This is a genomic window from Chromobacterium sinusclupearum, assembly GCF_002902845.1.
Taxonomy (GTDB): Bacteria; Pseudomonadota; Gammaproteobacteria; order Burkholderiales; family Chromobacteriaceae; genus Chromobacterium; species Chromobacterium sinusclupearum.
Genome location: NZ_PPTF01000015.1, coordinates 64,428 through 90,668, shown reverse-complemented (window position 1 = coordinate 90,668; position 26,241 = coordinate 64,428). Strand labels below are relative to the sequence as shown.

Below are 26,241 nucleotides of genomic sequence, written 5' to 3'. Positions count from 1 at the left end.
ATCCGCCGAGTGGCGCTCTCGCTCCAGGAGGAGGGCACAAGGGAAAATTTCTATTCAGTGATCCCGCGCATGCCCTCCGCCCTTACCGCTGGTTATTAGATTAGAAATAACGATTTCGCATGCGCTGATAGCTAATCGATATAATGGGGCCAGCTTTGGGAGAGTCACCGTGTACAAACATCTGGAAGATTTCGTCGGCAGCACGCCGTTGGTCAAACTGAAACGTCTGCCATCCGGCAACGGCAACGTGGTGTTGCTGAAGCTGGAGGGCAACAATCCGGCGGGCTCGGTCAAGGACAGGCCGGCGCTGTCGATGATTCGCCGCGCCGAGCAGCGCGGCGACATCCAGCCCGGCGACACGCTGATCGAACCCACCAGCGGCAATACCGGCATCGCGCTGGCGATGGCGGCGGCGATGATGGGTTACCGCATGGTGCTGATCATGCCGGAAAACTCCAGCGCCGAGCGGGTGCAGGCGATGCGCGCCTACGGCGCCGAGGTGATCCTGACCCCGGCGGCCGGCTCCATGCCCGCCGCCATCGATCTGGCGCGCAGCATGGAGGCGGCTGGAGAGGGCCGCATCCTGGACCAGTTCTCCAATCCGGACAATCCGCAGGCGCATTACGAAACCACCGGCCCGGAAATCTGGGAGCAGACCGGCGGTCGAATCACCCATTTCGTCTCCAGCATGGGCACCACCGGCACCATCATGGGCACCAGCCGTTTCCTGAAAGAAAAAAATCCTGCCATCCGCATTGTCGGCGTGCATCCGGAGCCGGGCAGCCAGATCGCCGGCATCCGCAAATGGGAAGATCCGTATGTGCCCAAGATCTGCGACTTCTCCCGCGTCGATGAGATCCAGCATGTCGGCCAGCAAGAAGCCGAAGATACCGCCCGGCTGCTGGCGCGGCGCGAAGGCGTCCTGGCCGGCCCGTCTTCCGGCGGCGCATTGGCGGTCGCCCTGCGCCTGGACGCCCAACTGAAGGACGCGGTCATCGTGTCCGTGGTGTGCGATAGGGGCGACCGTTACCTTTCCACCGGATTGTTCGACCACGCTTGACGGTGTGTCGACGGCGGCCGGCTTGGCGGCGATGGAAGGGTTGATTAGCATGTGGGTTTTGCCAATGGAATGCCATCATGCTGCAACTGTATGTTGATCACGATTTCCTCAGCCCCTACGCCATGGCGGCTTTTGTCGCATTGACCGAGAAGGGCCTGCCTTTTGCCGTTCTCACCCGCAATCTTGACGGCGGCGAGCAGTTCGAGCCGGGTTATCGCGCGCAGTCGCTGACTTCGCGCGTCCCCATGCTGGTGGACGGGGATTTTCATCTCAGTGAGTCGTCCGCCATCATCGAATACCTGGAAGACGCCTATCCCGACACCGCCCGCGTATTGCCCATGGATTTGAAGGCTCGCGCCCGCGCGCGCCAGTTGCAGGCCTGGCTGCGCAGCGATCTCTTGCCGTTGCGGGACGAGCGTACCACCGCCACCGTGTTCGGGCGCAAACCGGCATTGCAACTATCGCCAGCCGCCCGCGCGGCGGCGGACAAGTTGATCGCGGTGGCCGAGGCATTGGTGCCGGCCGATGGCGGCAATCTGTTTGGCGACTGGTGCGTGGCCGATGCCGAGCTGGCTTTGTTGTTGCGGCGATTGACGCAGGACGAACTGCCGGCCCGCTTGGCGGCCTATGCGGACCTTCAGTGGCGGCGGCCATCGTTTGCGGCTTGGCGGGCGCGCCAGCCCGAGTAGTCAGTCGCATATTTTCTATAATGCCTTGATGACAAGGCAGGGGATGGCGATGGTGCTATCGCGGATAGGCAGGCAGTTGGCCTGCATTGTGCTGTCCTGGGCTTGCGCGCAGCCAGCATGGTCTACGCCGCGCGATCTGTTTTTCGTCACGCAGTTGTTTCCCCCCTTTATCACGGAGGATGCGGCGGGCAAGCCGGATGGCGGGCTGGTGCTTGTGCTGCAGGAAGCCTGCCGGCGTCTATCCTGGCGTTGCACGGTGCAGGTCATGGTATGGAAGCGCGCCTTGCTGATGATCAGCCTGGGCGAGGCCGATGGCCTGGTTCTGGCGCAGGATACGCCGGAGCGGCGAGCAGTGATGGACTTGTCCCGGCCGGTGCTGACCAGTAGTTATGGACTTTATGCGCGCAATGGCAATCCGCTGCGCTATCGGCAGCCGGCGGATTTGTCCGGGCACAAGATAGCCGTGTATGGACCATCAGTATCGCAGTCCAGTTGCGAAAAGCTGGTGCAGGGCGTGCCGGGTATCGCTCTGACGGTGGAACTGGACCCGCAAACCGTATTGCGCAAACTGTCTGCCGGCCGCTATGGCAACGAGGCGGTGGCCTTTTCCAACGATGATGTGGCGCGCTACTGGATCCGTCGCGATGGTTTATCTAATTTGCATCAACTGGCTGAAGTGAAAACGCTTGCCTACTTGTACGGTTTCACTCGCAGCCGCGTGCAGCCCGGCATGCTGGACGAATTCAACCGCGCGCTGGATGAGATGTGCCGCGATGGCAGCTTGCAGAAGCTGGCCGCGCCTTCCGGCATCCGCCCGGTTGCCTGCCGCTGAATGCGCGTTGAGCGGGCAAAGCGGTTATCATAAGGGCACATTCCGCCGCGACCACGGCGTTCCACGCAGCGCAGAACAAGCAAAACCATGTCGCAACATACATTTTCCCCGGACGAGAATGTCCATTGCAGCCCCAAGGGTTGGTATCAGCTGGCCAGCGAGCGGCCAGGCTTCATTCACGACGCGGCGCAGGCCGCCGCCATTGAGCAATTGGACCGGCTGTGGCACCAATTGGTGGATTTCAAGGCCAAGCGTAACCGCTTCCTCGGCCGCAGCCTGCGCAGCCCGGAAGTGCCGCGCGGCCTGTATTTCTGGGGCGGCGTCGGCCGCGGAAAAAGTTTCCTGATGGATGCCTTCTACGCCTGCGTGCCTTACCGCCGCAAGCGCCGCATACACTTCCACAACTTCATGGCGGAAACGCACCGCGAGCTGCGCAAATTCGCCGGCAACAAGGACCCGCTGCTGGCCTACGCCGACCAGATCGCCAAGGCCACCCGGCTGCTGTGTTTCGATGAATTCCACGTCTCCGACATCGCCGACGCGATGATACTGGGCCGCCTGCTGGCGGCCTTGCTGGAGCGCGGCGTGGTGGTGGTGACCACCTCCAACTACGCGCCGGACGATCTCTACCCGAACGGCCTGCAAAGGCAGAACTTTCTGCCGACGATAGCGCTGATCAAGCGCGAGCTGGACGTGCTGAACGTGGACGGCGGGCATGATTACCGTCTGCGCGAGCTGACGCGCGAGCCGCTGTTCATGGTGCCGGCGGATGAGGCCAACGAGCGGCGGATGGAACAGTTGTTTGTCAAAGTCGGCACTGGTGCCGAGCTGCCGCAAAAGTCCATCACCGTATTGGACAGAGAGATTGCGGTGAAGCGGATGTCGCCCGGCGTGATCTGGTTCGACTTCATGGCGCTGTGCGATGGCCCGCGCGCGCAGACCGACTATCTGGAAATCGCCAGCGAATACCACACGGTATTCCTGTCCGGCATCCCCAAGCTCACTGCCAAGCAGGCGTCCATCGCCCGCCGCTTCACCTGGCTGGTGGACGTGTTCTACGATAATCGCGTCAAGCTGATCGCCTCGGCCGAGGCGCCGCCGGAGGAAATCTATACCGAAGGCGTGCAATCCGGCGAATTCTTCCGCACAGCCAGCCGCCTCACCGAGATGCAGTCCAAGAGCTATCTGGAACTGCCGCATCAATCGATGGCGCAAAGCCACGACCAGCCGCCGCCGGGCGTGGCGCTGTAGACATCAGTTGCGCGCCGGCTGGATATCCAGTTCCTGGATATGGTCGGCCGCCATGATGTCGCGCGCCAGGTCCACCACGCTGAAGAAGGTGCGGCGGTCCTGCGCCGAAATCATGAAGCTCCAGCGGGTGCCGCTGGCGTCCGCCTGGATGCTGATGCTTTCCTCATGCAGCTTGAGGCCGAACGGCGACAAGCGGCCAGCCAGCGTTTCCACCGTCCAGGAATGCTCCGGATTGAGCTTGACGTTGACGAACAGGCTGACCCGGCGCGGCAGCACGCCTTCTATCCGGTTGACCACGGTGACGAAGACCATGCACAGAATGGTCAGCGCGATGGCTGCCGCGTAGAAGCCTACGCCGATCAGGATGCCGATCACCGACGACATCCACACCGATGCGGCCGAGGTCAAACCGCTGATGCTCAACCCCTCTTTCATGATCATGCCGGCGCCAAGAAAGCCGATGCCGGTCAACACCCCCTGCGCTACCCTTGTCATATCGGGGTGGACGGCGTCAGGCGCGGCGCCGCCGTACCAGTAGCCGGAATAGCCGATGATGGTGATCGCCGCGGCCGAGGCCATGCAGACCAGGCCATAGGTGCGCATGCCGGCGGCGCGGCCGTTGTACCAGCGCTCGTAGCCCAGCAGGCTACCCAGGCACAAACCGCCCAGCAGATTGCCGATCACCAGCAGGTTGATCTGCCATTTGGACGCGCTCCAGTACAGATCCGACAATTGCGACCAGCTCCACTCCATGCATGCCTCCATGAGAGCCGCGCAAGCCGGCGCGGCACAATCGCTTAAATCGCGCATGATGGCATATCCGCTGTCTTTGCCCAAGCATGCGTCCACGCAGGGCTGGCGCGCGAAGTGCTTACACAGCGTTATTTCTTCACGTGAAAATATGTAGTGTGAGGACTACATATTTGCGTTTTCCCCCTTCCCCTATGCGGTGGCACTCTGCTATAAATCGATGCTGATCACGTTTTAGCAGGCATTCAGCGATTTTTGCGCTGCAATGTAGCAAAGGTACACAAGGAGAGCGCATGACTCGGGTACTGGTAGTCGGCAGTATCAATATGGATCTGGTGACCTCGGCCAGGCGCCTGCCGCAACTGGGCGAAACGCTGCTGGGAGAGGGCTTCGCCACCTATCCGGGCGGCAAGGGCGCCAACCAGGCCGTCGCGGCCGCGCGCCTGGGCGCGCAAGTGGCGTTGCTGGGCTGCGTGGGCAATGACGCGTTTGGCCGCCAACTCCTGGCGCACCTGGAGGCAGAGGGCGTGGACATCCGCCGGGTGGCGACCGTGGACGGCTCGACCGGCATCGCCGCCATCACCGTCAGCGGCGGCGACAACGCCATCGTGGTGGTGCCGGGCGCCAACCACCAGCTGACGCCATCGCATTTGGATGCCGCCGAGCAGGCTTTTGCTGAAGCCGACGTGGTGCTGACCCAGCTCGAAATCCCGCTGGAGACGGTGCGCCATGCCGCGCTGCTGGCCCAGCGCCATGGCAAGCCGCTGCTGCTGAATCCCGCGCCGGCCGTGGCGCTGCCGGAAGCATTGCTGCAAAGCGTCGCCTTGCTGACGCCCAACGAACATGAATTCCTTACCCTGCTGGCCCAGCCCGACGCCGACTGGCGCGCCCAACTGGCGGAGCGGCCAGGCAAGTTGGTGATGACCCATGGCAAGCATGGCGCCTACTTCGCGCTGAAGCGCGGCGAGCTGCGCCATCAGCCCGGCTTCGAGGTGCAGGCGGTAGACAGCACCGGCGCCGGCGACACCTTCAACGGCGCGCTGGCCACCTTCCTGCCGCTGGGTCTGGAAGAGGCGGTGCGCCGCGCCAACGCCGCCGGCGCGCTGTCGGTTACCCGGCACGGTGCCCAGGGCGGCATGCCCACGCTGGCCGAGCTGGAAGCTTTTCTGGGGAGCAAAGCATGAAGAAGCATGGCCATCTGAACCGCGACATCGCGCGCATTCTGGCATCCATGGGCCATACCGACAGCCTGGTGATCGCCGACTGCGGCCTGCCCATCCCGCCCGGCGTGGAGTGCGTGGACCTGTCGCTGAAACTGGGCCAGCCCGGCTTCCTGGAAACGCTGGACAGCGTGCTGGCGGATTTCCAGTGCGAGCGCGCGGTGTTCGCCAGCGAATCCCAGGATCGCAATCCGCCGGTAGCCGCCAAGGCCGCGGCCATGGCGCAGGATGGCGTGGCGCTGGAGTTCGTCAGCCATGAAACGTTCAAGGCGCGCTGCCAGGCCGCGCGCGCGGTGATCCGCACCGGCGAGTCTACGCCTTACGCCAATGTGATCCTGCACTCCGGCGTGATTTTCTGAGGAGCCGCACCATGCAAGTGACCATGCGCGGCATCAGCAAGGCCTTTGGCCCGGTGAAGGTGCTGCAGAATGTGGCGTTCCATCTTGAAGGCGGGGAAATCCACGCGCTGATGGGCGAAAACGGCGCCGGCAAGTCCACGCTGATGAAAATCCTCAGCGGCGTGCACCGCGCCGACGAGGGCGAGATTCTGCTGGACGGCAAGGCTGTCGGACTGGGCGACACCGCCGCCGCGGAAGCGGCCGGCATCGCCATCATTCACCAGGAACTGAACCTGATCCCGCAACTGTCGGTGATGGAGAACCTGTTCCTGGGCCGCGAGCCGTCGCGCTTCGGCGTCATCGATTTTGCCGCGATGCGTCGCCAGGCCAGGGCGCAGCTGGCGGCGCTGGGCGCGGAGGGCATCGATCCGGATGCCGAAGCCGGCAGCCTGTCCATCGGCCAGCAGCAGATGGTGGAAATCGCCAAGGCCCTGGCGCTGAAGGCGCGCGTGCTGATCATGGACGAGCCGACGGCGGCGCTGACCGAGCGCGAGATCGACCGGCTGTTCGGCTTGATGGCCCAGTTGAAAGCCGATGGCGTGGCCATCGTCTATGTCTCGCACCGCATGGAAGAAATCTTCCGCGTCTGCGACAAGATCAGCGTGCTGCGCGACGGCTGCTTTGTGGGCGAGCGCGAGATCGCGCGCACGGATTTTGACGAAGTGGTGCGCATGATGGTGGGGCGCGAGATCGGCGAGCGCTACCCGCGGCGCGATGTCGCGCCCGGCGCGGTGCGCCTGAAGGTGGAGAATCTGGCCGACGAGGACATGGTCAGCGGCATAGGCTTTGAGGTGCGCGCCGGCGAGGTGCTGGGCATCGCCGGCCTGATGGGTTCCGGCCGCAGCGATATTCTGAAAACGCTGTTCGGCGCCAAGCGCCGCACCGCAGGCCGCGTCGAGCTGGACGGGCAGGCGCTGAGCGTGGCCGCGCCGGGCGACGCCATCGCCGCCGGCCTGGGCTTCGTGCCGGAAGACCGCAAGAGCAAGGGGCTGGTGCTGGGCATGTCGCTGCGCGAGAACGCGACGCTGGTGCACCTGGACCGTTACGCCCGGCTGGGCGTGGTGAACGCCGGCGATGAGAGGCGGGCGGTGGACGGCATGATAGAGCAGTTGCGCATCCGCACCCGCGACGCCGAGCTGGACGTCAAGTCATTGTCCGGCGGCAATCAGCAGAAAGTGGTGTTCGCCAAATGGCTGGCCCATCCGCCCAAGGTGTTGCTGCTGGATGAGCCGACGCGCGGCGTGGACGTGGGCGGCAAGGCCGAGATCTATCACATCATCAACCAGCTGGCCGCGGCCGGCACGGCCATCGTCATGGTGTCGTCCGAGCTGCCCGAAGTGCTGGCGCTGAGCAATCGCATCCTGGTGCTGCACGAAGGGCGTCAGGCCGGCATCTTCGACGCAGCCGCCAGCAATCAGGAAATCTTGATGGCCGCCGCCGCCGGCGGGGCCGTTGCCACCGAAAGCAGGAAGCAAGCATGACTCCGCAACAGAAAGCCAATCTGCAACGCCTTGGCCCCTTCATCGCTCTGGTGCTGGTAGCCGTCGGCCTGTCCGTGATGAGCCCGGACTTTCTCACCGTCAACAACCTGCTGAACGTGATGCGGCAGGTGTCGATCAACGCGCTGATCGCCTTTGGCATGACGCTGGTGATCCTGCTGGGCGGCATCGACCTGTCGGTCGGCTCCATCCTGGCGCTGTCGTCGGTGCTGACCGCCACGCTGCTGCGCAGCGGTTTCGATCCCATGCTGTCCACGCTGCTGGGCATTCTGGCCGGCGCGGCGATGGGCTTGGCCAACGGGTTGGTGATCAGCAAGGGCAAGGTGGCGCCGTTCATCGCCACGCTGGCCACCATGACCATTTTGCGCGGTCTGGCGCTGGTGTTTTCCAACGGCAGCCCGATCACCGGTTTCGACAGCGAGCTGTTTTCCATGTTGGGCGGCGGCTATGTGGCCGGCCTGGTGCCGGTGCCGGTGGTATGGATGCTGCTGCTGTTCGCCGGCTTCTGGTTCCTGCTGAAAAAAACGGTGTTTGGCCGGCATGTTTACGCCACCGGCGGCAACGAGGAAGCGGCGCGGCTGTCCGGAGTCAAGGTGGATCGCGTCAAGCTGTGGGTGTATACGGCTTCGGGTGCGATGTCGGCCATGGCCGGCGTGGTGCTGACTTCGCGCCTGAATTCGGCACAGCCGACGGCGGGCACCGGCTACGAGCTGGACGCCATCGCCGCCGTGGTATTGGGCGGCACCAGCCTCAGCGGCGGGCGAGGATGGATTTTCGGCACCCTGATCGGCGCGCTGCTGATCGGCGTGCTCAACAATGGCCTTAACCTGCTGGGCGTATCGTCGTTCTACCAGCAAGTGATCAAGGGCGCGGTCATCCTGCTGGCCGTTTTGCTGGATAGAAGCAACAAGAAGTGAGTACGCGCGGCGCAAGCCGCCATCCGTTCATTTTTCTGGGAGTCTCAGCATGAATCGCATTCTTACCCCGCTGCTGGCCGGCGCGCTGGCATTCGGTATCGCCGCCTGCTCCAAACAGGGTCCGGGCGCCGCGCCGGCCGCCGAGGCCAGCGCCGCCGCGGCCGACGGCAAGATCACCGTCGGCCTGGCGGTGTCCACCCTGAACAACCCGTTCTTCGTCGAACTGCGCGACGGCGCCGCGGCCGAAGCCAAGACGCAGGGCGTCAACCTGATCACGGTGGACGCGCAGGACGACCCGGCCAAGCAGCAGTCCAGCGTGGAAGACCTGATCCAGAAAAAGGTCAATGTGATCCTCATCAACCCCACCGACTCCTCCGCCGTGGCCAATGTGGTGAAGGAGGCGACGTCCAAGGGCATCAAGGTGGTGTCGCTGGACCGCAGCGTCAACGGCGCGGAAGTCAGCGCCCATATCGCCTCAGACAATATCGCGGGCGGCATGATGGCCGGCAAGTACCTGCTGGAGAAGCTGGGCGGCAAGGGCCGCATCGTCGAACTGGAAGGCATTGCCGGCTCTTCGGCGACGCGCGAGCGCGGCGAGGGCTTCCACCAGGTGGTGGATAAGATGGACGGCGTCAAGCTGCTGGCCAAGCAGCCGGCCGACTTCGACCGCGCCAAGGGCCTGTCTGTGATGGAAAACATCATCCAGGGCAACAAGGACATCCAGGGCGTGTTCGCGCACAACGACGAAATGGCGCTGGGCGCGGTGAAGGCGATCCAGGCGGCCGGCCTGAAGAACGTGGTGGTGGTGGGCTTCGACGCCACGCCGGACGCCGTGGCCGCGGTCAAGGGCGGCACGCTGGCCGCCACCGTGCAGCAGCAGCCTGGGCTGATCGGCCAGTACGGCGTGCAGACCGCCAAGCGTCTGGCCGAAGGGCAGAAGGTGGACAAGTTCATCCCGGTGCCGCTTAACCTGATCAAGCAGTAAGCGTCTGCAAGGGCCAGCCGGCATGGCCGGCCCTGGTTCTTCCGTTTATCATCCCTGGCGTCGCCCACCTCAACCCTCCTGACCATGAGCAGTTTCAAGCGCCTCACCATAGACGATATCGCCGCGCTGGCCGGCGTGTCGCGCACCACCGCCAGCATGGTGTTGAACGGTCATGCCGAGCGCTATCGCATCTCGCCGGCCACGGTGGAGCGAGTGCGCCAGGTGGCGAGCGAGCATCATTTCAAACCTTCGCAACAGGCGCGGAGCCTGCGCAGCCGCAGCAGCAATAGCATAGGGCTGGTGATTCCCGACCTGACCAACTCCACGCACGCCGAGCTGGCCCAGGCGCTGGAAAACGGCTGCCGCGCGCGGGATTACCAGCTGCTGATGGTGACAAGCGACGAAGACCCGGCACGCGAGAGCGCGGGCATCGGCCAGCTGGCGGCGCGCCAGGTGGACGGCATGATCGTGGTGCCGTGCAGCGGCGACGCCGCGCGCTACCAGCCCTGGACCGAACGGCTGCCGTTTGTCTTCGCCGACCGCCATATCCCTGGCAGCGGCATTCCGTCCGCGGTGACTGACGCCGAAGACAGCGTCAAGCGCTTGCTGGCGCCGGTGCTGGAGGCCGGCGTGGACGAGCTGGTGTATTTCGGCGGCCAGCCGCAGTTGTCCGCCAGCCGCGAGCGCCTTGCCGGCTTTCGCCATGCGCTGGCGGCGGCGGGTCTGGAGGAGGGAGAGGATTGGGTGGCCGAGCGGGATTTCCAGCGCGAGTCCGGCTACCGCATGCTGGCGGATTGGCATGCGCGGAACGGCCGCTATCCGCGCGCGCTGTTCACCGCCTCCATCACCTTGCTGGAAGGCGTGCTCTCCTTCCTGCGCGAGCGCCACAAGCTGCGAGAGGCACCGCAATACCTGCTGACATTTGACGATCACACGCTGCTGGACTGCCTGCCGCTGCCGGTGGACGCTATCCGGCAGGACAGCCGCGCCCTGGCTGAGGCCAGCCTGAGCCAGGTGCTGGCGCTATTGCGCGGAGAGGCGTTGGACGGCCCCGACCTGCGCATGCCGGCCAGCCTCAACTTGCGCCGGGTCTAAATGCCCTGCGTTGCCTGGCGCGCGGCCGGTTCGCGCGCATCGCGCATCAGCAGCGAACCGATGAGGAAAGTGGAGGACAGCAAGGTGGCGAAGGCCATCGCCAGGCCATAATCGCCGCCGCGCAGGTCCACCAGCCGCCCAAACACATAGGGCGCCACCGTGGCCAGCAGATAGCTCAGGAACCAGAACAGGCTGAAGGTGACGGCTGCCTTGTCCGGCGTCATGCCGGGTTGCTCCTGCGCCAGCGTCACCAGGCTGGTGATGGGCAGGAAAATGAAGAAGCCGGCCGCCAGCGCCGACGCGGTCACCAGCCCGGCGTTGTCGCTCCATCCCCATATTTGCGCATGCAGGCCGATCACCGCCAGCAGCTGCAACAGGCCTGAAATCCGCAGTAAGGGCAGGCGGTGCGTCATTTTCCTGGCCAGCCAAATGCCCGCCACCGTGCCGGCCAGCCCGGCCAGCACGACATACTTGGCCTGCTGGATGCCCGCGTTCTGGTAAAAGCTGAACAGGATGACGTAGAAGGCCAGCGTGCCGCTATAAGTGAAGGCCAGCAGCCAGTTGAAGCGCTCCCTCAGGCCCTGGCCCAGCGTGTGGCGCGGCGCGCCGGCTGCCGGTTTGGCTTCTTGAGCGCCATCCGCGCCGAATGCCAGCCACAGCGCGAGACAGAGCACGCTGCCCATCGAGACGGCCAGCAGCGTGGTTTGCCAGTCGCCAAACCATCCCAGCATGACCGGCAGCCCAAACAGGATGAGGGCGGTGCCGACGTTGAAGGCGACCGAGTTCAAACCGTTGACGAAGGGGCGCTCATCGGGCTCGAACCATTGCATGACGATGGGCGAGAAGTAGACGATGACCAGCGCGCCGCCCAGGCCCATCAAGAAACGCACCAAGAGCAGCCAGGGATAGCCGTGGACGAAGGGCGTCAGCACGCCCAGCGCCATCAGCGCCATGGCCAGCGCGACGGCTTTTTTGGCCAGCATGCGCGACAGGATGCCGGCAGCGATGAAGGTGCCCAGCAGCTTGGCGGCGGCCACGGCGTTGCTGATGTGAGAGCCGGCCGCCAGGTCGTGCACGCCCAGTTCGCGCATGATTTGCGGAATGAAGGCGCTGCCGCCGGCCCAGCTCATGCCAAAGAGGACATAGCTGGAAAACAACAGCGCTTCAATCAGGTATTTGTTGGTTTTCATCATGCCCTCGACAGATATCGAAATTGCCAGTGTCAGCGAGCGTCGTAGCGATGAAACCTGTTCTTTTAGACAGCCCAGCTGGCGGCATGGCTGCCCAGGGGCATGGCCGGCAGCGGCCAGCGCGCAGGCGTCAGCGATAGCTCGGCCGCATGGCGCACGGCGAGCAGTCGGCCAAAGCCCGAGTCGGTTTCCTCCAGCCAGGGACGGACGTCTTCCAGCGTGGGGATGGGTAAGTCGATCGCGCCTTCTACCCTGCCAAGGCCGCGCAACCAGTGCGCGGCCTGCGCCAGCGATACCTCCACATGCCAACTGCCGCCTTGCTGCCGCTGGTGGCGCAGCGCGGCCGTCGCGCCCAGCGCCGCCAGATAGCCGGCGATATGGTCCAGCGCCTGCGCCGGAAAGGCGCGCGGCGTCTCGGAACCGGCGGCCTCTGCTTCGGCCAGGTTGAAGCCGCTGGCGGTTTGCGTCAGCGAATCGAAACCGCGCCGCCCGGCCCATGGGCCTTGATTGCCGTAGGCGCTGAGCGAGACATAGACGATGCCGGGCCGTATCCGGGCCGCATCGTTTGGCGAGAAGCCGAGTTCGGCCAGCCCGCCTGGACGATAGCCCTGGATGAAGACATGCGCGTCGGCCAGCAGTCGGCGCAGGGCATCGCGGTCGGACTCGCGGGTCAGATCCAGCTGCGCATTGCGTTTGCCGCGTCCCATGTCCATGTCCAGCGTGGGAATGGTCGGCAGTTTGGGCGAGGTGATGTGCAACACGTCCGCGCCATGCGCCGCCAGCACGCGCCCGCCCACTGGGCCGGCGATGATGCGGGTCAGGTCCAGCACTCGCACGCCGCCAAGGGGGCGGTCCGCATCCGTCAGCGCCAGCGGTTCGGCATGGTCCAGGCGGGTCAGCGAAAACACAGCTTGCGCCGCCACCTCCTGGCCCTGAGGGTGGGCATCCCATTCCGCGAAGCTGCGCAGCGCGGTGGCCACCAGGCCGCGGGCGGCGGCGGCGTCTTCAAAATCAAAGGCTGTCCATTTTTGCAGCGCCGCCGTTACCGCTGCCTTGTCGTACTCGCACTGCAACAGTTGCAGCACGCCTTGGCAGTGATGAGGGAAGTTGGTGTGGATGCGCAGCCAGCGGCCGTCCCCGCAGCGGTAGATGCCGGCGATTTTGTCCCATGGGTCGCTCGGTTGAGCGCCATCGACCCGCAGATAGTGCTCGCTGCGAAATTCCGCGACGGCATGATGCAGATTGACGCTGACCGTTTGCCGTTCGCCGCCTCTTGCGTGCCAGAACGCCGCCGCGGACAGACCGCTTGCGGCGAGGCAGGCCTGGGCGGCGGCATCCAGCGCAAAGGAAGAGGGCAGCACGGGGCCCTGGCCCTGGAGGCACAATTGGTCCAGCCAAGCGGAATCCAGCTGGCTGTGCTGCCAGAGTTGTCGAATGGCCTGCTCTGCAATGCGGTTCATGGCGCTCCCCTTGATTGAAAATGACATTTAAATTCAGTGAGCAGGAAAGGTCAATTTATAGTCGTTAGTGGGAGCAGGTGGTTGGCATGGGAAACTTCGCTGTCGCCGTCATGCTAAAGAAGGGGGCTTAACGCGCTTGGGATTCCCCAGCCTCTGTCGCCGCCAAGTATTGCTGCAGCATAGCCAGGGAACAGGCCGGCTGAGCGCGCGCGATATGCAGGCCTGCATCATGGATGATCAGATGGGAGAGCTGATTGAGGCGGCGAAACTGGCCTGCGGGCAGGCCGTAAGGCTGCCAGGTTTCGCGTTTTTGCTGGCGGAATACTGCGGCATCGCTCCAATAGAGAGTATTGAGCCACGCCTCCATGCCGTGGTGGTTGCCTTGCATGCTGTACTCGCCATGAAAGAACAGCAGCTTCAGTTTTTCCATCAGTCTTGGAAACAGGTGGGAAGAGGATTCCTGCCATGCCGCCTGTTGCCTGGCGAATGGCGAGGGCGGCTTGAGCGCGCGCGGGTCGATATGCAGAGCTTGCTGCACCGCAGGTTTGGCCAGGTAATCGTCAAGCTGCGGGAAAGCATGATTGGGAGGGAAGCGGATGTCTTGCGAATCTCGGCCGCTGCATTGCTCGATATAAAGCTCCAACTCCCTCGCCAGCTGATTTGCGCGCTGGCGCTGCAGCGGTGACGGCGAGGCATTGGCTTGGCGAAAATCCTGTAGCAAGGTTTCGGCATGGCTCTTTTCTTCGGCATGGATCAGCCGGTGCTGGCTGGCAAATTCGATGTGGCTCTGCAGCTGGATTTCGGGCGCGATCAGCGCATTGCCCAGGCCCAGCCCTCGCAAGCGGATCTGGGGCTGGCCGCCATGGTTGCCATCGAGGATGCGATGGGCGAGATGCGCTTGCGTGTGGCAGGCCTGGCCAACGCCGAACAGATAGCAGTCAAGCTGCCGGTAGCGGGGCCAGCGCAACAGGAATTCCTGCAGCGCGTGATAGGCTTGCTGGCTGGTTTCCTCGTAGTTTGCCGGCTGATAGCGCGGATGGGTCAGGAAGGACAATCCATAGCCTAGCGGCTGATCGATGATCAGATAGTTGGCATGGAGGTGCCAGCTGAACGGATTGGCATGCACCCAGCCGGATTCGTCCAGCAGATACGGGCCGTGTCCATCGAACAGGCATGCCAGGGCATTCTGTTCCGTCGCTTGATTGATCCAGACCAGCAGCGGCGCCTGTTCTGGATTGCTGGCGGCTTCGCTGAACCAGAAATACAGCCAGCCGCCGGCATCATCGCCTATGGAAAGATAGCCGGACAGCTGGTGGGCGAGGACCGGGCCGAAGCCGGGGAATTGGCTTAGCACGGCGCTTTGGTCGAGAAACGGGTTTGCCTGGGTATTCATCGCTGATGCTCCATCCGTTTAATGACATTGGACTGGATTGCGCATCTTCTTTATAGACGTGCTATGGCTTGATGGCATGAAGCTTGCGAAAAATGCCGTGATTTTTCACATTCTGTTGCAGTTTAAGTTGTGTGGACGCTTGGCCGCCTTGTTGGGGTAGGGCAGCGATGCCGATTCACGACCAACCAAGATGGAGCTTTCCCATGCTGAGCCTGTATACCAATATCGCGGCACTGAACACCAAGTCCAATATGAACAGCACCCAAGGCGCGCTGTCCACTTCCATGACTCGCCTGGGCACCGGCCTGCGCATCAACTCCGCGATGGACGATGCCGCCGGCCTGCAGATCGCCACCCGTCTGGACGCGCAAAGCCGCGGCATGACCGTCGCCATGAAGAACGCGCAGAACGGCATCTCCATGCTGCAGACCGCCGAAGGCGCGCTGGGCGAAGTGACTAACATCCTGCAGCGCATGAAGGATTTGGCCACCGAAGGCACCAACGCCACCACTACCACCGATGACAAAACCGCCATGCAGGCCGAGTATGACGCACTGGGCAAGGAATTGAAGAACATCATGGGTAACACCACGTTCGGCGGTCAGAAGCTGTTGGACAAGACCGCCGGCACATTGGGTAACGGCGACAAAGTGACCTTCCAGATTGGCGCGTCCAAGGACGAGCAGATGGTAATCGATACCAAGACATCGCTGACAGCACTGGACACCGCGCTGGCTGCTGCAGCCTCCACTTACGGCGCTGCTGCGGGTGGCGGCGCGCCGGCTGCAGGTACCGAGGTCGGCATTGCCGACACCATCGACAAGTTGAACACTGCGATCGCCAATGTCGGCACCTCCCGATCGGTGATGGGCGCCGCCGCCAACCGCCTGGACCACGTCGTCAACAACCTGAACAACGTGAACAACAATACCCTGGCCGCCAAGGGCCGCATCATGGATACCGACTACGCAGTCGAAAGCTCCAGCATGACCGCCAAGCAGATGCTGATGCAGGCTAGCACCTCCATGCTGAAGCAAAGCGGCAGCATGAACAGCCTGGCCATGTCCCTGCTGCAGTAATCATCGGGATGGCGGCGTATTTTGCCGCGCGAAAGCCAGTGGCTATGCCGCTGGCTTTTTTATTATGCATTGGCAACGCCATACGGCATGAGGGTGGGGGATAATGCGACGGACCGTATGCAATTGCCGCGCAAAGCTGGTTGTTCCACTGTTGTGGCGAATATAATTGCGCTTTTTTGTGTTGGACGATGAGGATGGCTATGCGAAAGGCCTGGTGGGTATGGTTAGGCCTGTGCCTGAGCGCTTGCGCTCTGGCTGATGCCGATCCGGTGGTGTTGACGGTGTCGGGAAAGATCGGGCGCTTCACCGATGCCAAGCGCGGGGTTTATCAATTCCGCGACAGCGATTTGGCGAAGCTGCGGCAGCTGAGTTTTCGCACCGCCACCAGTTGGACGCCGGTGGTGACGTTCAGCGGTCCGCTGGTGAAGGATATCCTGGCCAAGGTGGAGGCCAAGGGCAGCACGGTGAGAGTGCTGGCGATCAACTATTACCGTTACGACATTGCCGTTTCCGAATTGAACAGCCGCAATGTGATGCTGGCGCGCCGCATCGATAACAAGCCGTTCGATGTCGCCCATTACGGACCCTTGTGGCTGATGTACCCCTTGCCCGAGATGCCCGATGCCGAAAAAGGACCGCCGCTTGACGCCAAACTGGTATGGCAGGTCGAAGCGCTGGAGGTGATGTGACGCTGGCCAAGCTCAAAAAAACGCTGCGCATGCCGTGGTGGCTGATGTTGCCGCTGTTGGTACTGCTGTTCGCCGCGGTGTGGAACTTTTACCGCATCGACCACGCCAGCCAGGCTTTGATTGATGGCGGCAAGAGCGAGCAGCTGTACTGGAATGTCGCGCAGTTGCATATAGAGCTGGAGAAGACCCGCGCCGAACTGATCGGCTATGCCGCCGCGCCGCAGAACCTGCCGGCGATGAAACAGCAATATCAACTCTTGCTCAGTCGCTATCAGGTGTTCGAGGCGCCTGACACCGTGCTGGTGCACCGCCAACTCAAGGCCGTGTCAGGCTTTGATGAGTTGAAAACCGCGCTCAGCCCGATGTTGAAAGCCCGCGACTGGCAAAACATGACGCCGCAGGCGGCGCGCAAGATGGTGTTGCGCATCGATGCGCTGCGCCCGGTGCTGGCGAATTTCGCCGTGCAGAGCCGCGAAGCCGAGGTCGCGGCGCGGATGGCGCGCACCCGCGCGCTGTCCAGCCAGCGCTCGCAGATGCTGGCCCTGCAGCTGGTGTTGTGCGGCGGCATCTGCGGCATTCTGCTGATGCTGATGCGTTTCCATGAGGTGAAGACCTTGGCGGAGGCCCGTCAGTCGCTGCTGGACCAGGAGCGCGACGCCCACCAGGCGACAGTGGCGCTGGAGCTGGATCGCACCACCTTCCTGGGCGCGCTGGGGCATGAGATTCGCTCCCCCTTGCAATCGATGCAAATGTGCATGGAGCTGGTGGAGCCGGCCGTGCTGCCGGAACCGGCCGCGCAACTGGCGTTGAAGCGGATGAAGGCCGGCATGGCGCAGCTGACCAGCCAAGTGCATGACATCATGGACGTGTCGGCGATCAAGAACATGCAGCTGCGGCTGAATCCGGGGCGGATGAGCCTGAGCGGCGTGCTGCGCACGGTGGTGGAAGTGATGCAGCCGCTGGCCGACGCCAAGGGACTGCAGCTGCTATGCGAGACTTCGGACCTGCCGGACATGGTGATGATGGACGAAATCCGTCTGCGCCAGATCGTCGGCAATCTGGTGTCCAACGCCATCCGCTATACCGACCAGGGCGAAGTCAAGATCCGCGCGCGCGGCCTGCGCAGCGAGGAGCAGCTGGAGTTGTGGCTGGAGGTCAGCGATACCGGCATCGGCATCGCCGAGGAAGACCGGCAGCGCATCTTCCAGCCGTTCAGCCAGGGGCGCAATCGCCGTCCCGGCAGCAGCGGCTTGGGCCTGTCCATCGTCAAGGAACTGGTGCGATTGTTCGGTGGCCATATCGAGATGGACAGCGAAGTGGGCAAGGGATCGGTCTTCACGGTGCGGCTGCCGCTGCGCGAGGTGTTGGCGGGCCGAGGCGGGCGCAGCCTGCTGCTGGTGGACGATGACGCCCAGATTCGTTCGTCGGTGGCGGAGTGGCTGGCTCAGGATGGTTTCCAGGTGCGCAGCGCCGCCACCTTGACGCAGGCGGCGGATTGCCTGGCGCAGCAGCGATTCGACATCCTGCTGCTGGACATGCAGCTGGGCGGCGACAGCGGCTATCTGCTGGCGGAACTGGCGCGCAAGCAGCCGCAAAGACCGTTGATGCTGGCAATGAGCGCCGATCCGGCCGAATTTGCCGATTCCCGCGCCAGCTGGTTTTCCGCCCGGTTGGGCAAGCCTTTCGATGGCCAGCAGCTGCGCGCGGCGTTGGCGGTGTTGCCGGCGTAGACCGCATCGTACGATGGCATGCAAACAGGCTCCTTGCGGAGCCTGTTTGTTTTTGCGCGGATGCGGTTTAGTTCAGCCCGGCCGGTTCCAGCGCGTTGGTGACCATGTTCTTGATCTGCAGCGCCAGGATGGAGCCGGGCGCCGGCTTGCCGATGTAGTAGACGCCGTGCGTCTGCAGCGCTTGGGACAGCTCATTCTCGTGCTCCAGCGCGTAGCCGGTCAGCACGATGATAGGCACATTCGGCGAATGGCGGCGGATGGTTTCGATCACTTGCATGCAGCTGCCGGGCTCGTCCAGCACCCAGTCCAGCACGAAAGCGTCAAAATCTTCCTGCGGCAGCGCCTGCAGCAGCGCTTGCGACTGGTAGTAAGGCAGCGCGAACAGACCCTGCTGCACCAGGATGGCGGACAGCAGGTCGGCATCCTTGTCATCCAGCACCGCGACCAGCAGGCGCTTGCTGTTGGCGCGCTTGGGCGGGCGGATGGTCAGGTACGTGACTTCATGGCCGCCCTCGCCGTCGAACTGGGTGCCGGGGAAGACATGCCAACAGTCATGCAGCCGCTTGGCCAGCAGCAGCGGGGCGCAGGAGTCGTCTGCCAGTTCTTCGCCCAGCTGGATCCAACAGTGCGCTTCGCCGCTCTGGTTGTTCAGATGCAGAATGGCCGGAATCAGCTCCTGCTCGTTGGCGGCGGGCGTGGCCGGGGCATCCGGCTGCGCGCGGTTCACCAGCAGGGTGGAGGTGGGGATATTCAGATATTGGGCAAGCTTTTCCACCTGGGCCAGCTGCCATGGGCTGCTGCCGTTCAGCTTGCGGTAGGCCTGGGAAGTGCTCAATCCCAGAATCTGTTCGATCAGACCGGCTTGTTGGGCTTCCGGCCAGTGGAAGTGCTCCAGCTGGGCGCGGATGTTGTCACAGATGATCTGATTGGCGCATTTGGCATCGGACATGGTGAAGTACCTTCACATCAAATTCATGCTCTGCATGCTAGCACCCATCTTCTTGTCATGCCAGTGTAATGTGCATTAAATGGCAAAATTTTCGTATTTTGCAAATCATGCAATTGCATTTTCACAACATGCAAAAAAATCCATTGGTATGAGTCCTTTCCTGGCAAGGGCTGCAGCCATTCTGGCGGCGTGGCGGCGCATCTCGCGCGAAATGCCGCCCTTGCGCATGAAATGCAACAAGGTCAGCCCAGCGTACCCGTCAAGCTGACCTGGCGGCTTTCCGGCACCTCGTTGTACGACAGGACGTTCAGGCCGGGTGCGAACAGCCGGCCGTAGCGCGCCAGCAGCGGCCGGATTTGCGGCATCACCAGCAGCACCGGCGGCTGGCCCATCTGTTTCATCTGATCGCGTATCACCGGCATATTGGCTTGCAGCTGCTGCAGCACGTTCGGGTCCACCGGGAAGCTGTCCAGCTGAGGCTTGCCGGTTTGCTGCGCCTGCGACAGCGCGGAGAGCAGCAGGTTTTCCAGCTCGGCCGACAGATTGAAGGCGCGGATTTCGTCGCGCGGGCCGGCGATGGCCTGCACGATCTGCCGTTTCAACGCGCAGCGCACTTCGGCGGCCAGCATGATGGCATCCTTGGTGGTGTCGCTGGCTTCCAGCAGGGCCGTGGCGACAGGCACGATGTCTTTCAGCGAGATGCCGTCCTGCAGCAGCTGGCGATAGGCGCGCAGTTGCTGCACCGGCGTCAGCGCCTGGCCCAGCGCGGTCGCCAGCTTGGGGGCGAGGGCCGACAGCCTTTCGGTCAGCGCCGCCACGTCGTCATGGCGGAACAGTTCGGGCAGGTTTTCGCGCATCACCTTGTTCAAATGGGTGGCCATCACGCTGGCGCAGTCCACCACCTGATAACCGAGGCCCAGCGCCTTGCTCTTGTCGGTCAACGCGATCCACGTCACCGGCATGCCGTAGGCCGGATCGATGCCGGGGATGCCGTCGATGTCGCCGTAGACTTCCGGCGAGGGAATGGCCATCAGGCGGTCGGCGTAGACCTCCGCCTCCGCCACGGTGGCGCCGGAGATCTGGATGGCGTATTGCGAGGGTTTGAGCCGCAGATCGTCGCGCAGGCTGATGGCCGGCAGCAGCAGGCCCATCTGCTCGGACAGGCTTTGCCGCACACCCTTGACCCGCTTGGTCAGCGGCGCCCCCTGACTGGCATCCAGCAGCGCCACCAGCCGGTAGCCCAGCGTGACGCTCAACACATCGGAATAGGGCAGGGTGCTCCATTCCAGCTCGATTTCCGCCTCGCCCTGAATGGCAGACTTCACCGCGGTCTGATTCAGCGCGGCGGCGGCCGGCGGCTGGCGCGCGTGCATGCGCCAGGCCACATAGGCCAGCAGCGCGGCGAATCCCAGGAAGGTGGGCCAGGGCATGCCGGGGATGATGGCCAGGATCAACATCATGCCGGCGGCGCTCATCAGCACGGTCGGCGAGGCCAGCATCTGCTTGCCCACCTGGGCCGGCATGTCGCCGTCGTCGCTGATGCGGGTGACGATGATGGCGGCGGCTGACGACAAGAGCAGCGCCGGAATCTGCGCCACCAGGCCGTCGCCTATGGTCATCAGCGCGTACTGGCGGAAGGCGTCGCCGGCGGACAGGCCGTGCATCAGCGCGCCGATGGCCACGCCGCCGAACAGGTTGATGATTAGGATCAGGATGCCGGCGATGGCGTCGCCGCGCACGAATTTGGACGCGCCGTCCATTGCGCCGTAGAAGTCCGCCTCGGTGGCGATGTCGCGGCGCCGCTGCTGCGCCTGCTCCTGATTGATCAGGCCGGCGTTGAGGTCGGCGTCGATGGCCATCTGCTTGCCCGGCAGCGCGTCCAGCGTGAAGCGGGCGGACACTTCGGAAATGCGCTCGGCGCCCTTGGTCACCACCATGAAGTTGATGATCATCAGGATGACGAACACCACCATGCCGACCACGAAGTTGCCGCCTATCACCACATTGCCGAAGGCCTCGATCACCCGGCCGGCGGCATGCGTGCCCTCGTGGCCGTGCAGCAGCACCACGCGGGTGGACGCCACGTTCAGCGACAGCCGAAGCAGCGTAGTGGCCAGGATGATGGTGGGGAACACCGAGAAATCCAGCGGCCGCCGCGCCGACACGCTGACAAGGATCACAATGATGGCCAGCACGATGTTGAAGGTGAACAGCATGTCCAGCGCCAGGGGCGGCAGCGGCAGCATCACCATGGCCAGAATGGCCAGGAGGAACAGCGGGGCGGCCAGTTTGTGGCGGCCGATATCGGCAAGCAGTTTGGTCAGCGAGTTCATGATGCGGCTTCGGGATCGGACAGTTCGCGCGGTACCGACAGGTCCGGCAGGGTGGGGAGCTTGCGGCGGTTGCCCGCCTGGAACGCTTTCAGTTGCAGAACATAAGTCAGCACTTGCGCCACCGCGCGGTACAGCGGCGCGGGGATCTGCTGGTTGACCTGGGTGGTGTGGTAGACGGCGCGCGCCAAGGGCGGCAGCGGCAACACCGTCAGTTTCAGCTCGTCCGCCAGCTGGCGGATGTACAGCGCCATCTCGTCCACGCCCTTGGCGACGATGAAGGGCGCTTCGGCCCGATCTTCGTCGTACTTCAGCGCCACCGCGTAGTGGCTGGGGTTGACGATGATGACATCGGCGCCCGGCAGCGCCTTGCGCACGCCGCGCTGCGCCAGTTGGCGCTGCAGCTGGCGGATGCGCTGGCGCACTTCCGGGCGGCCTTCGGTGTTTTTGTACTCTTCCTTGATTTCCTGCTTGCTCATTCTTTGTTGTTTCAAGAACAGGAAGACCTGCAGCGGTAAGTCGGCCAGCGCGAACAACAGGAACACGGCGGAGAGCTTGAGCAGACAGCCCAGCAGCAGATCCGCCGCGCCGGTTAAGGTCGGTAGCAGCGGCATGCTGTGCAGGGCGAAGAAGTCATGCAGCGAATCGCTGGCGATGCGGTACAGCAGCCAGCCCAGGATCAGCGCTTTCAGAATGGATTTGCCGATCTCGCTGGCGTGCTTGGGCGAGGCCAGCCGGGAGAGATGCGCCAGCGGGTTCATGCGCTCGAACTTGGGACTGAGCTGCGACAGCACGAAGACCCAGCCGCCGGGAAACAGGCTGAGCAGCAGCATGGTCAGCGGAATGACGGTCAGCGGCGCCAGCATTTTCAGGATCAGCAGCAGGGTGCCGGCGAACAGCTTGGACCAGCTGTTCTCCAGCGCGCCCTGGCCGGCCAATGGGGCGAAGGCCAGCGCGAACAGCCGGCGAAAATCGTCCAGCCAGTCCGGAGCCAGCCAGAAAACCAGCTTCAAGGCCAGGATCAGGCCCAGCGCGGCGGCCAGGTCTTTGGAGCGCGGCACCTGGCCTTGCTCGCGCGCCTTGCGCAGCCGTTGCGGCGTGGCTTTTTCGGTCTTGTCGCCCTGGCGCGCCTCAGCCATGGCCCATCCCCAGCAATTGGTCCAGCAGGCGCAGCGTCTGCCCGCTCAGGCTCAGGTATTGCGGCGGCAGCACCTGCATCAGCAGGGTCAGCGTGCCGAGGCCGAACAGCGTCACCACCGGGAAGCCCAAGGAAAACAGGTTAAGCGCCGGCGCCACGCGGTTGATCATGCCGAAACCAGCCTGCACCACGAAGGTGGCGAACACCGCCGGCAACGCCAGCACCACCGCGGCCGACATCACCCAGCCCACGCTGGCCGCCAGCACCGGCAGCGACGCCTGCGGAATGCCCGCGCCCAGGGGCCAGGCGCGGAAGCTGGCGTATACCACCTGCACCAGCACCAGATGGCCGTCCATGGCGAAGAACAGCAGGGCGGCCAGCAGGTAGAGCAGGCTGGAGACCACGTCGGAGCTGTTGCCGTTGCCGGGATCGTTCATCACCGCCATCGACAGCCCCATTTGCGACGACAGCAGGAAGCCTAGCAGCGACAGGATGGACATGGTCAGTTGGAAGGCCAGGCCGAACAGCAGGCCGATGATGATCTGTTCCACGCTGGCGGCTACGCCGTGCATGGAGAACGGATCAATCGGCGAGTGAGCCGGCATGATGGGCAGGCAGGCGACGGCCAGCGCCAGCGCCAGGCCGATGCGCGCCGGCATCGGCACCATGGCGTCGCCGATGAAGGGCGCGATGCTGAACGCCGCCAGCAGCCGGCAAAACGGCCACCACACGGCGGGGAGCAAGTCCAGCAACTGGGCGTATAGTCCCTGCATCTAGCCCACCTGGCTGGCGGCGCGCTGGAACATGGCGACGCAGAAGTCCATCAGATAGCCGGTGATCCAGTGGCCGGCCAAGGCGATGGTCAACAGCACGATCAACAGCCGCGGCAGGAAGGACAGCGTCTGTTCGTTGATCTGGGTGGCGGCCTGGATCAGGCTGACCACCACGCCGACGATCAGGCTGGGCAGCACCAGCAGCACCACCAGCGTCACGACTACGCGCAGGCTGTCGTTGACGATGTCGATGGCGATATCGGGTGTCAGCATGGCTCCGTCTCTCCTAATAAGCCTGTATCGACGTGACCAGGGTGTTGACGGTCAGCGACCAGCCGTCCACCAGCACGAACAGCAAGAGCTTTAGCGGCAGCGAGATCACCAGCGGCGACAGCATCATCATGCCCATCGCCATCAGTACGCTGGACACCACCAGGTCTATCACCAGGAAAGGGATGAACAGCATGCAGCCGATCTGGAACGCGGTTTTCAGCTCGGACAGCACAAAAGCCGCCAGCTTGACGGTGAAGGCGTGGTCTTCCGGATGGGCGACGTCGCCCTCGCCGGACAGCTTGGCCACCTGGGCCAGCGCGGTCTTGCTGGTTTGCGCCAGCATGAAGCGGCTGACCGGCTTGGCGGCGATCTCCAGCGCCTGCTGCATGGTGATCTTGTCCTGATCGAACGGCACCATGGCCTCGTTCCACACCTGCAAGCCCACCGGCCGCATCACCAGCAAGGTCAGGATCAGCGCCACGCCGGTGATCAGGCGGTTGGGCAGGCCCTGCTGCAGGCCCAGCGCCTGGCGCAACAAGGACAGCACGATGACGAAGCGGGTGAAGCTGGTCATCATCAGCGCCAGCACCGGCAACAGGCCCAGCGCCGTCATCAGGATCAGGATCTGAGTCTTGATCGTGAAATCCACCGGCATGCCGCCGGCGTTGGCTGAGAGCAGCTTCAGGGGTTCGGCCCAGGCGGGTGCGGCCAGCAGCAGAGTGGCCGCTGCGGCGGCCAGTGTGGCAATCCGTTTCATCAAGCCAGGCTGTCCAGCTGCAGGTCGTTCAGTTCCACTACGCGCAGGCCGTAGTTGTCGCCGGACACCACCACCTCGGCGCGGCCTATGGTTGTGCCGTTGACCTTGATGTCCAGCGGCTCGCCGGCCACTTTGTCCAGTTCCACCACCGAACCGGGGCCAATGCGGCACAGGTCGGCCAGCGAGATGTCCGCGCCGCCGACTTCCAGCGTCAGCTTGACCGGAATCTTGCGCAGAAACGGCGTCATGTCGCGGGCGGGCGCGGCTGCCTCGGCGGCCGGCGCCGGCGTGTCCAGTCCGTCCAGAATGCCGTCCAGGTCGAAATCTTGGTTGTGATCCATCGGGTTTCCTTCGGTACTCATTCGATATCGGCGAAGCCGCTCAGGCACAGCTTGCCCTGGCGCTCCGCCACCTGGGCCGAAAACAGCGGCGTCTCGCGCACGCAGACCTCGGCGCGCGGCGGCAGCGATACCGGCAGCACGCTGCCGGGTTTCAAATCGAGGATGGCGCCCAGCGGCAGCGCTTGCTGCAGCAGGCGCGCGTTCAGCCGCAGCTGCAGCGTCTCGTCGAAGCGGGCGCGTTCGGCAGGGCCGGGCAGGCGCGGCCGCTGGCCGGACAGGCTTTGCAGCAGCGCGTCGAAGGCGGTGTGGTCCAGGCGCAGGCGCAGCGCGCCCAGCGGCCGATCGCCGTCTGCGACGTCCAGTTCCAGTTGCCAGGCCGGCTGCGGCGCGAAGCCTTGCGGGCGGAGGGTGATGTCTGGCGCGTCGCGGCCAGCCAGGCGGTGGATAACGCCAGCCAGCCGCGGCAGCAGCCGTTCGGCCAAGGTTCTCGCCAGCCTGCGCTCGGTTTCCGTCTCCGCCGGCAGCTCGTCTTTGGCCGCGGCGCCGTCGGCGCCAAAGCGGTAATCGAGGATGCCCAGCAGCAGGCCGCGGTCGAAATGGCTGCCCAGCTGCCAATCGTCCAGCGCGTGCCACTGCCAGCGCAGCTCGTCGGCGGCGGGCAAATGCTGGTTGAGCGCAGACAGGCGGAAGCCGGCGTGATAGCGCCGGTTCAGCTCGCGCTCGAAGAAGTCGCCCAGATCCTGCCGCAGCGCGCGGGCGAACAACGGCAGCAGGTGGGTCGGCCGGCCCAGGGTGCGCAGATCCAAGGCCTGCAGGCGGGCGCCGTCCTCCGGCGCAACGATTTTGGCTTTGGGCATGACGGTGTGTCGTTCGTGGGGAGGTTGCGGACAACCCCCGGCTATTGCTGGGAGTGTGCATCTTACTGGTTGGCCGCTTGCGGTAAAGGGGGAAAATTCACGCTTAGCGTTGTGAAAAGTACCGGCATTTAAATAAATCATTGAGTTTAAAATCCGGCAGCCTGCATCAAGACTTGTTAGCGCAGTCAATAAACGGCGCGGGCTTCAAACGATTTGAACTCTAAGGATGGGATATGGCCGCCAATCTCGGTTTGATGATTCATGCCGACCGCAACCAGCTGCTGGGCGAGATGAACGCGCTTGGCCAAGGCGCCGTCGCGGCGCCGCGGCCGGCGCAGGACGAGACGCCGGCCGCGCATAGCTTCGGCCAGGCGATGGTGGCGGCCGTGCGCGACGTCGATCAACAGAACCGTCTGGCGTCGGAAAAGATGACCGAGGTGGATAGCGGCCAGAGCGACGATCTGGTCGGCGCCATGCTGATGAGCCAGGAAGCCAGCCTGTCCTTTTCCATGCTGATGCAGGTGCGTAACAAAGTGGTCGGCGCGGTGGACGAGCTGATCAAGATGCAGCTGTAAGGGGCGGGCAA

26 protein-coding genes are annotated in these 26,241 nt (G+C 63.9%); 14 read left to right on the top strand and 12 right to left on the bottom strand.

The features are described 5' to 3' along the window. The first annotated feature begins 169 nt into the window (after positions 1-169). From cysM to zapE, 4 genes are all read left to right on the top strand, one after another. The gene (gene cysM, locus C2134_RS04315) at positions 170-1,060 is read left to right on the top strand and encodes a cysteine synthase CysM (RefSeq protein ID WP_103317823.1); all 891 of its coding nucleotides are present in this window, start codon (positions 170-172) and stop codon (positions 1,058-1,060) included. Positions 1,061-1,137: 77 nt separating this feature from the next. Then, complete coding sequence (yfcF, locus tag C2134_RS04310; RefSeq protein WP_103317822.1) at positions 1,138-1,749, top strand: glutathione transferase; 612 nt, start codon at positions 1,138-1,140, stop codon at positions 1,747-1,749. Between the two features lie 49 nt (positions 1,750-1,798). After that, positions 1,799-2,581, top strand: a complete 783-nt coding sequence (locus C2134_RS04305; RefSeq protein WP_158248691.1) for a substrate-binding periplasmic protein — start codon at positions 1,799-1,801, stop codon at positions 2,579-2,581. 87 nt (positions 2,582-2,668) lie between these two features. Further along, on the top strand, positions 2,669-3,832 hold the full coding sequence (gene zapE, locus C2134_RS04300) for a cell division protein ZapE (protein ID WP_103317819.1): 1,164 nt from the start codon (positions 2,669-2,671) through the stop codon (positions 3,830-3,832). Between the two features lie 3 nt (positions 3,833-3,835). Here the strand turns inward: zapE and C2134_RS04295 are convergent, their stop codons facing one another. Continuing rightward, the gene (locus C2134_RS04295) at positions 3,836-4,585 is read right to left on the bottom strand and encodes an MgtC/SapB family protein (protein ID WP_103317817.1); all 750 of its coding nucleotides are present in this window, start codon (positions 4,583-4,585) and stop codon (positions 3,836-3,838) included. Positions 4,586-4,875: 290 nt separating this feature from the next. Between C2134_RS04295 and rbsK the strand changes: the two genes are divergently transcribed. From rbsK to C2134_RS04265, 6 genes are all read left to right on the top strand, one after another. Then, entirely contained in the window at positions 4,876-5,766 is an 891-nt protein-coding gene (gene rbsK / locus C2134_RS04290; protein WP_103317815.1) for a ribokinase, read from the top strand. Beyond that, complete coding sequence (rbsD, locus tag C2134_RS04285) at positions 5,763-6,161, top strand: D-ribose pyranase (RefSeq protein ID WP_103317813.1); 399 nt, start codon at positions 5,763-5,765, stop codon at positions 6,159-6,161. The genes rbsK and rbsD overlap by 4 nt, the downstream gene beginning before the upstream one ends. Before the next feature lie 11 nt (positions 6,162-6,172). Beyond that, positions 6,173-7,681 carry a sugar ABC transporter ATP-binding protein gene (locus tag C2134_RS04280; protein WP_103317812.1) on the top strand — a complete coding sequence of 503 codons (1,509 nt, stop codon included), beginning with the start codon at positions 6,173-6,175 and terminating at the stop codon, positions 7,679-7,681. Further along, entirely contained in the window at positions 7,678-8,616 is a 939-nt protein-coding gene (locus C2134_RS04275; RefSeq protein ID WP_103317810.1) for an ABC transporter permease, read from the top strand. The genes C2134_RS04280 and C2134_RS04275 overlap by 4 nt, the downstream gene beginning before the upstream one ends. 49 nt (positions 8,617-8,665) lie before the next feature. Then, a complete protein-coding gene (rbsB, locus tag C2134_RS04270; RefSeq protein ID WP_103317809.1) occupies positions 8,666-9,601 on the top strand; it encodes a ribose ABC transporter substrate-binding protein RbsB in 936 nt (311 codons plus the stop codon). 84 nt (positions 9,602-9,685) lie between these two features. Beyond that, positions 9,686-10,696, top strand: coding sequence for a substrate-binding domain-containing protein (locus C2134_RS04265; protein WP_103317807.1), 1,011 nt, complete (start codon positions 9,686-9,688; stop codon positions 10,694-10,696). Here the strand turns inward: C2134_RS04265 and C2134_RS04260 are convergent. From C2134_RS04260 to C2134_RS04250, 3 genes are all read right to left on the bottom strand, one after another. Further along, positions 10,693-11,886 carry an MFS transporter gene (locus C2134_RS04260; RefSeq protein WP_158248690.1) on the bottom strand — a complete coding sequence of 398 codons (1,194 nt, stop codon included), beginning with the start codon at positions 11,884-11,886 and terminating at the stop codon, positions 10,693-10,695. The two genes, C2134_RS04265 and C2134_RS04260, sit on opposite strands and share 4 nt — an antisense overlap. Before the next feature lie 65 nt (positions 11,887-11,951). Then, on the bottom strand, positions 11,952-13,346 hold the full coding sequence (locus C2134_RS04255) for a CoA transferase (protein WP_103317803.1): 1,395 nt from the start codon (positions 13,344-13,346) through the stop codon (positions 11,952-11,954). A gap of 127 nt (positions 13,347-13,473) precedes the next feature. Next, the gene (locus tag C2134_RS04250) at positions 13,474-14,739 is read right to left on the bottom strand and encodes a S10 family serine carboxypeptidase-like protein (RefSeq protein ID WP_103317802.1); all 1,266 of its coding nucleotides are present in this window, start codon (positions 14,737-14,739) and stop codon (positions 13,474-13,476) included. Between the two features lie 203 nt (positions 14,740-14,942). Here C2134_RS04250 and C2134_RS04245 point away from each other — a divergent pair, with 203 nt between their 5' ends. From C2134_RS04245 to C2134_RS04235, 3 genes are all read left to right on the top strand, one after another. Beyond that, the gene (locus C2134_RS04245) at positions 14,943-15,818 is read left to right on the top strand and encodes a flagellin N-terminal helical domain-containing protein (RefSeq protein ID WP_103317800.1); all 876 of its coding nucleotides are present in this window, start codon (positions 14,943-14,945) and stop codon (positions 15,816-15,818) included. A 194-nt stretch (positions 15,819-16,012) separates the two neighbouring features. Continuing rightward, complete coding sequence (locus tag C2134_RS04240; RefSeq protein ID WP_146042092.1) at positions 16,013-16,507, top strand: putative pterin-binding protein; 495 nt, start codon at positions 16,013-16,015, stop codon at positions 16,505-16,507. Further along, a complete protein-coding gene (locus C2134_RS04235) occupies positions 16,504-18,237 on the top strand; it encodes a hybrid sensor histidine kinase/response regulator (RefSeq protein WP_158248689.1) in 1,734 nt (577 codons plus the stop codon). The genes C2134_RS04240 and C2134_RS04235 overlap by 4 nt, the downstream gene beginning before the upstream one ends. Before the next feature lie 67 nt (positions 18,238-18,304). Here C2134_RS04235 and C2134_RS04230 read toward each other — a convergent pair whose 3' ends face one another. The 8 genes from C2134_RS04230 to C2134_RS04195 form a co-directional block, all read right to left on the bottom strand. Beyond that, positions 18,305-19,186: a helix-turn-helix domain-containing protein gene (locus C2134_RS04230; protein ID WP_103317795.1), complete on the bottom strand. Its 882-nt coding sequence runs from the start codon at positions 19,184-19,186 to the stop codon at positions 18,305-18,307. A gap of 242 nt (positions 19,187-19,428) precedes the next feature. After that, the gene (locus tag C2134_RS04225; RefSeq protein ID WP_103317794.1) at positions 19,429-21,519 is read right to left on the bottom strand and encodes a flagellar biosynthesis protein FlhA; all 2,091 of its coding nucleotides are present in this window, start codon (positions 21,517-21,519) and stop codon (positions 19,429-19,431) included. Continuing rightward, a complete protein-coding gene (flhB, locus tag C2134_RS04220; protein WP_103317792.1) occupies positions 21,516-22,655 on the bottom strand; it encodes a flagellar type III secretion system protein FlhB in 1,140 nt (379 codons plus the stop codon). Before flhB ends, C2134_RS04225 begins: the two co-directional genes overlap by 4 nt. Continuing rightward, a complete protein-coding gene (gene fliR, locus C2134_RS04215; RefSeq protein WP_103317790.1) occupies positions 22,648-23,427 on the bottom strand; it encodes a flagellar biosynthetic protein FliR in 780 nt (259 codons plus the stop codon). The genes flhB and fliR overlap by 8 nt, the downstream gene beginning before the upstream one ends. Further along, the gene (gene fliQ / locus C2134_RS04210; RefSeq protein ID WP_103317789.1) at positions 23,428-23,700 is read right to left on the bottom strand and encodes a flagellar biosynthesis protein FliQ; all 273 of its coding nucleotides are present in this window, start codon (positions 23,698-23,700) and stop codon (positions 23,428-23,430) included. 13 nt (positions 23,701-23,713) lie between these two features. Next, positions 23,714-24,457 (bottom strand): flagellar type III secretion system pore protein FliP, encoded by a 744-nt coding sequence (fliP, locus tag C2134_RS04205; RefSeq protein WP_103317787.1) that lies wholly within the window; start codon positions 24,455-24,457, stop codon positions 23,714-23,716. Beyond that, positions 24,457-24,798: a flagellar motor switch protein FliN gene (gene fliN / locus C2134_RS04200; RefSeq protein WP_103317785.1), complete on the bottom strand. Its 342-nt coding sequence runs from the start codon at positions 24,796-24,798 to the stop codon at positions 24,457-24,459. Before fliN ends, fliP begins: the two co-directional genes overlap by 1 nt. 17 nt (positions 24,799-24,815) lie before the next feature. Further along, a complete protein-coding gene (locus C2134_RS04195) occupies positions 24,816-25,655 on the bottom strand; it encodes a flagellar motor switch protein FliM (RefSeq protein ID WP_158248688.1) in 840 nt (279 codons plus the stop codon). A 233-nt stretch (positions 25,656-25,888) separates the two neighbouring features. Here C2134_RS04195 and fliE point away from each other — a divergent pair, with 233 nt between their 5' ends. Next, positions 25,889-26,230: a flagellar hook-basal body complex protein FliE gene (gene fliE, locus C2134_RS04190; protein ID WP_103317782.1), complete on the top strand. Its 342-nt coding sequence runs from the start codon at positions 25,889-25,891 to the stop codon at positions 26,228-26,230. Positions 26,231-26,241: the final 11 nt, after the last annotated feature.

What these genes read in the sequence shown, in the direction of transcription:
- yfcF (WP_103317822.1), top strand. Translation starts at nt 1,138, where the DNA reads ATGCTGCAACTGTATGTTGATCACGATTTCCTCAGCCCCTACGCCATG.
- C2134_RS04305 (WP_158248691.1), top strand. Translation starts at nt 1,799, where the DNA reads ATGGTGCTATCGCGGATAGGCAGGCAGTTGGCCTGCATTGTGCTGTCC.
- zapE (WP_103317819.1), top strand. Translation starts at nt 2,669, where the DNA reads ATGTCGCAACATACATTTTCCCCGGACGAGAATGTCCATTGCAGCCCC.
- C2134_RS04295 (WP_103317817.1), bottom strand. Translation starts at nt 4,585, where the DNA reads ATGGAGTGGAGCTGGTCGCAATTGTCGGATCTGTACTGGAGCGCGTCC.
- rbsK (WP_103317815.1), top strand. Translation starts at nt 4,876, where the DNA reads ATGACTCGGGTACTGGTAGTCGGCAGTATCAATATGGATCTGGTGACC.
- rbsD (WP_103317813.1), top strand. Translation starts at nt 5,763, where the DNA reads ATGAAGAAGCATGGCCATCTGAACCGCGACATCGCGCGCATTCTGGCA.
- C2134_RS04280 (WP_103317812.1), top strand. Translation starts at nt 6,173, where the DNA reads ATGCAAGTGACCATGCGCGGCATCAGCAAGGCCTTTGGCCCGGTGAAG.
- C2134_RS04275 (WP_103317810.1), top strand. Translation starts at nt 7,678, where the DNA reads ATGACTCCGCAACAGAAAGCCAATCTGCAACGCCTTGGCCCCTTCATC.
- rbsB (WP_103317809.1), top strand. Translation starts at nt 8,666, where the DNA reads ATGAATCGCATTCTTACCCCGCTGCTGGCCGGCGCGCTGGCATTCGGT.
- C2134_RS04265 (WP_103317807.1), top strand. Translation starts at nt 9,686, where the DNA reads ATGAGCAGTTTCAAGCGCCTCACCATAGACGATATCGCCGCGCTGGCC.
- C2134_RS04260 (WP_158248690.1), bottom strand. Translation starts at nt 11,886, where the DNA reads ATGAAAACCAACAAATACCTGATTGAAGCGCTGTTGTTTTCCAGCTAT.
- C2134_RS04255 (WP_103317803.1), bottom strand. Translation starts at nt 13,346, where the DNA reads ATGAACCGCATTGCAGAGCAGGCCATTCGACAACTCTGGCAGCACAGC.
- C2134_RS04250 (WP_103317802.1), bottom strand. Translation starts at nt 14,739, where the DNA reads ATGAATACCCAGGCAAACCCGTTTCTCGACCAAAGCGCCGTGCTAAGC.
- C2134_RS04245 (WP_103317800.1), top strand. Translation starts at nt 14,943, where the DNA reads ATGCTGAGCCTGTATACCAATATCGCGGCACTGAACACCAAGTCCAAT.
- C2134_RS04240 (WP_146042092.1), top strand. Translation starts at nt 16,013, where the DNA reads ATGGCTATGCGAAAGGCCTGGTGGGTATGGTTAGGCCTGTGCCTGAGC.
- C2134_RS04230 (WP_103317795.1), bottom strand. Translation starts at nt 19,186, where the DNA reads ATGTCCGATGCCAAATGCGCCAATCAGATCATCTGTGACAACATCCGC.
- C2134_RS04225 (WP_103317794.1), bottom strand. Translation starts at nt 21,519, where the DNA reads ATGAACTCGCTGACCAAACTGCTTGCCGATATCGGCCGCCACAAACTG.
- flhB (WP_103317792.1), bottom strand. Translation starts at nt 22,655, where the DNA reads ATGGCTGAGGCGCGCCAGGGCGACAAGACCGAAAAAGCCACGCCGCAA.
- fliR (WP_103317790.1), bottom strand. Translation starts at nt 23,427, where the DNA reads ATGCAGGGACTATACGCCCAGTTGCTGGACTTGCTCCCCGCCGTGTGG.
- fliQ (WP_103317789.1), bottom strand. Translation starts at nt 23,700, where the DNA reads ATGCTGACACCCGATATCGCCATCGACATCGTCAACGACAGCCTGCGC.
- fliP (WP_103317787.1), bottom strand. Translation starts at nt 24,457, where the DNA reads ATGAAACGGATTGCCACACTGGCCGCCGCAGCGGCCACTCTGCTGCTG.
- fliN (WP_103317785.1), bottom strand. Translation starts at nt 24,798, where the DNA reads ATGGATCACAACCAAGATTTCGACCTGGACGGCATTCTGGACGGACTG.
- C2134_RS04195 (WP_158248688.1), bottom strand. Translation starts at nt 25,655, where the DNA reads ATGCCCAAAGCCAAAATCGTTGCGCCGGAGGACGGCGCCCGCCTGCAG.
- fliE (WP_103317782.1), top strand. Translation starts at nt 25,889, where the DNA reads ATGGCCGCCAATCTCGGTTTGATGATTCATGCCGACCGCAACCAGCTG.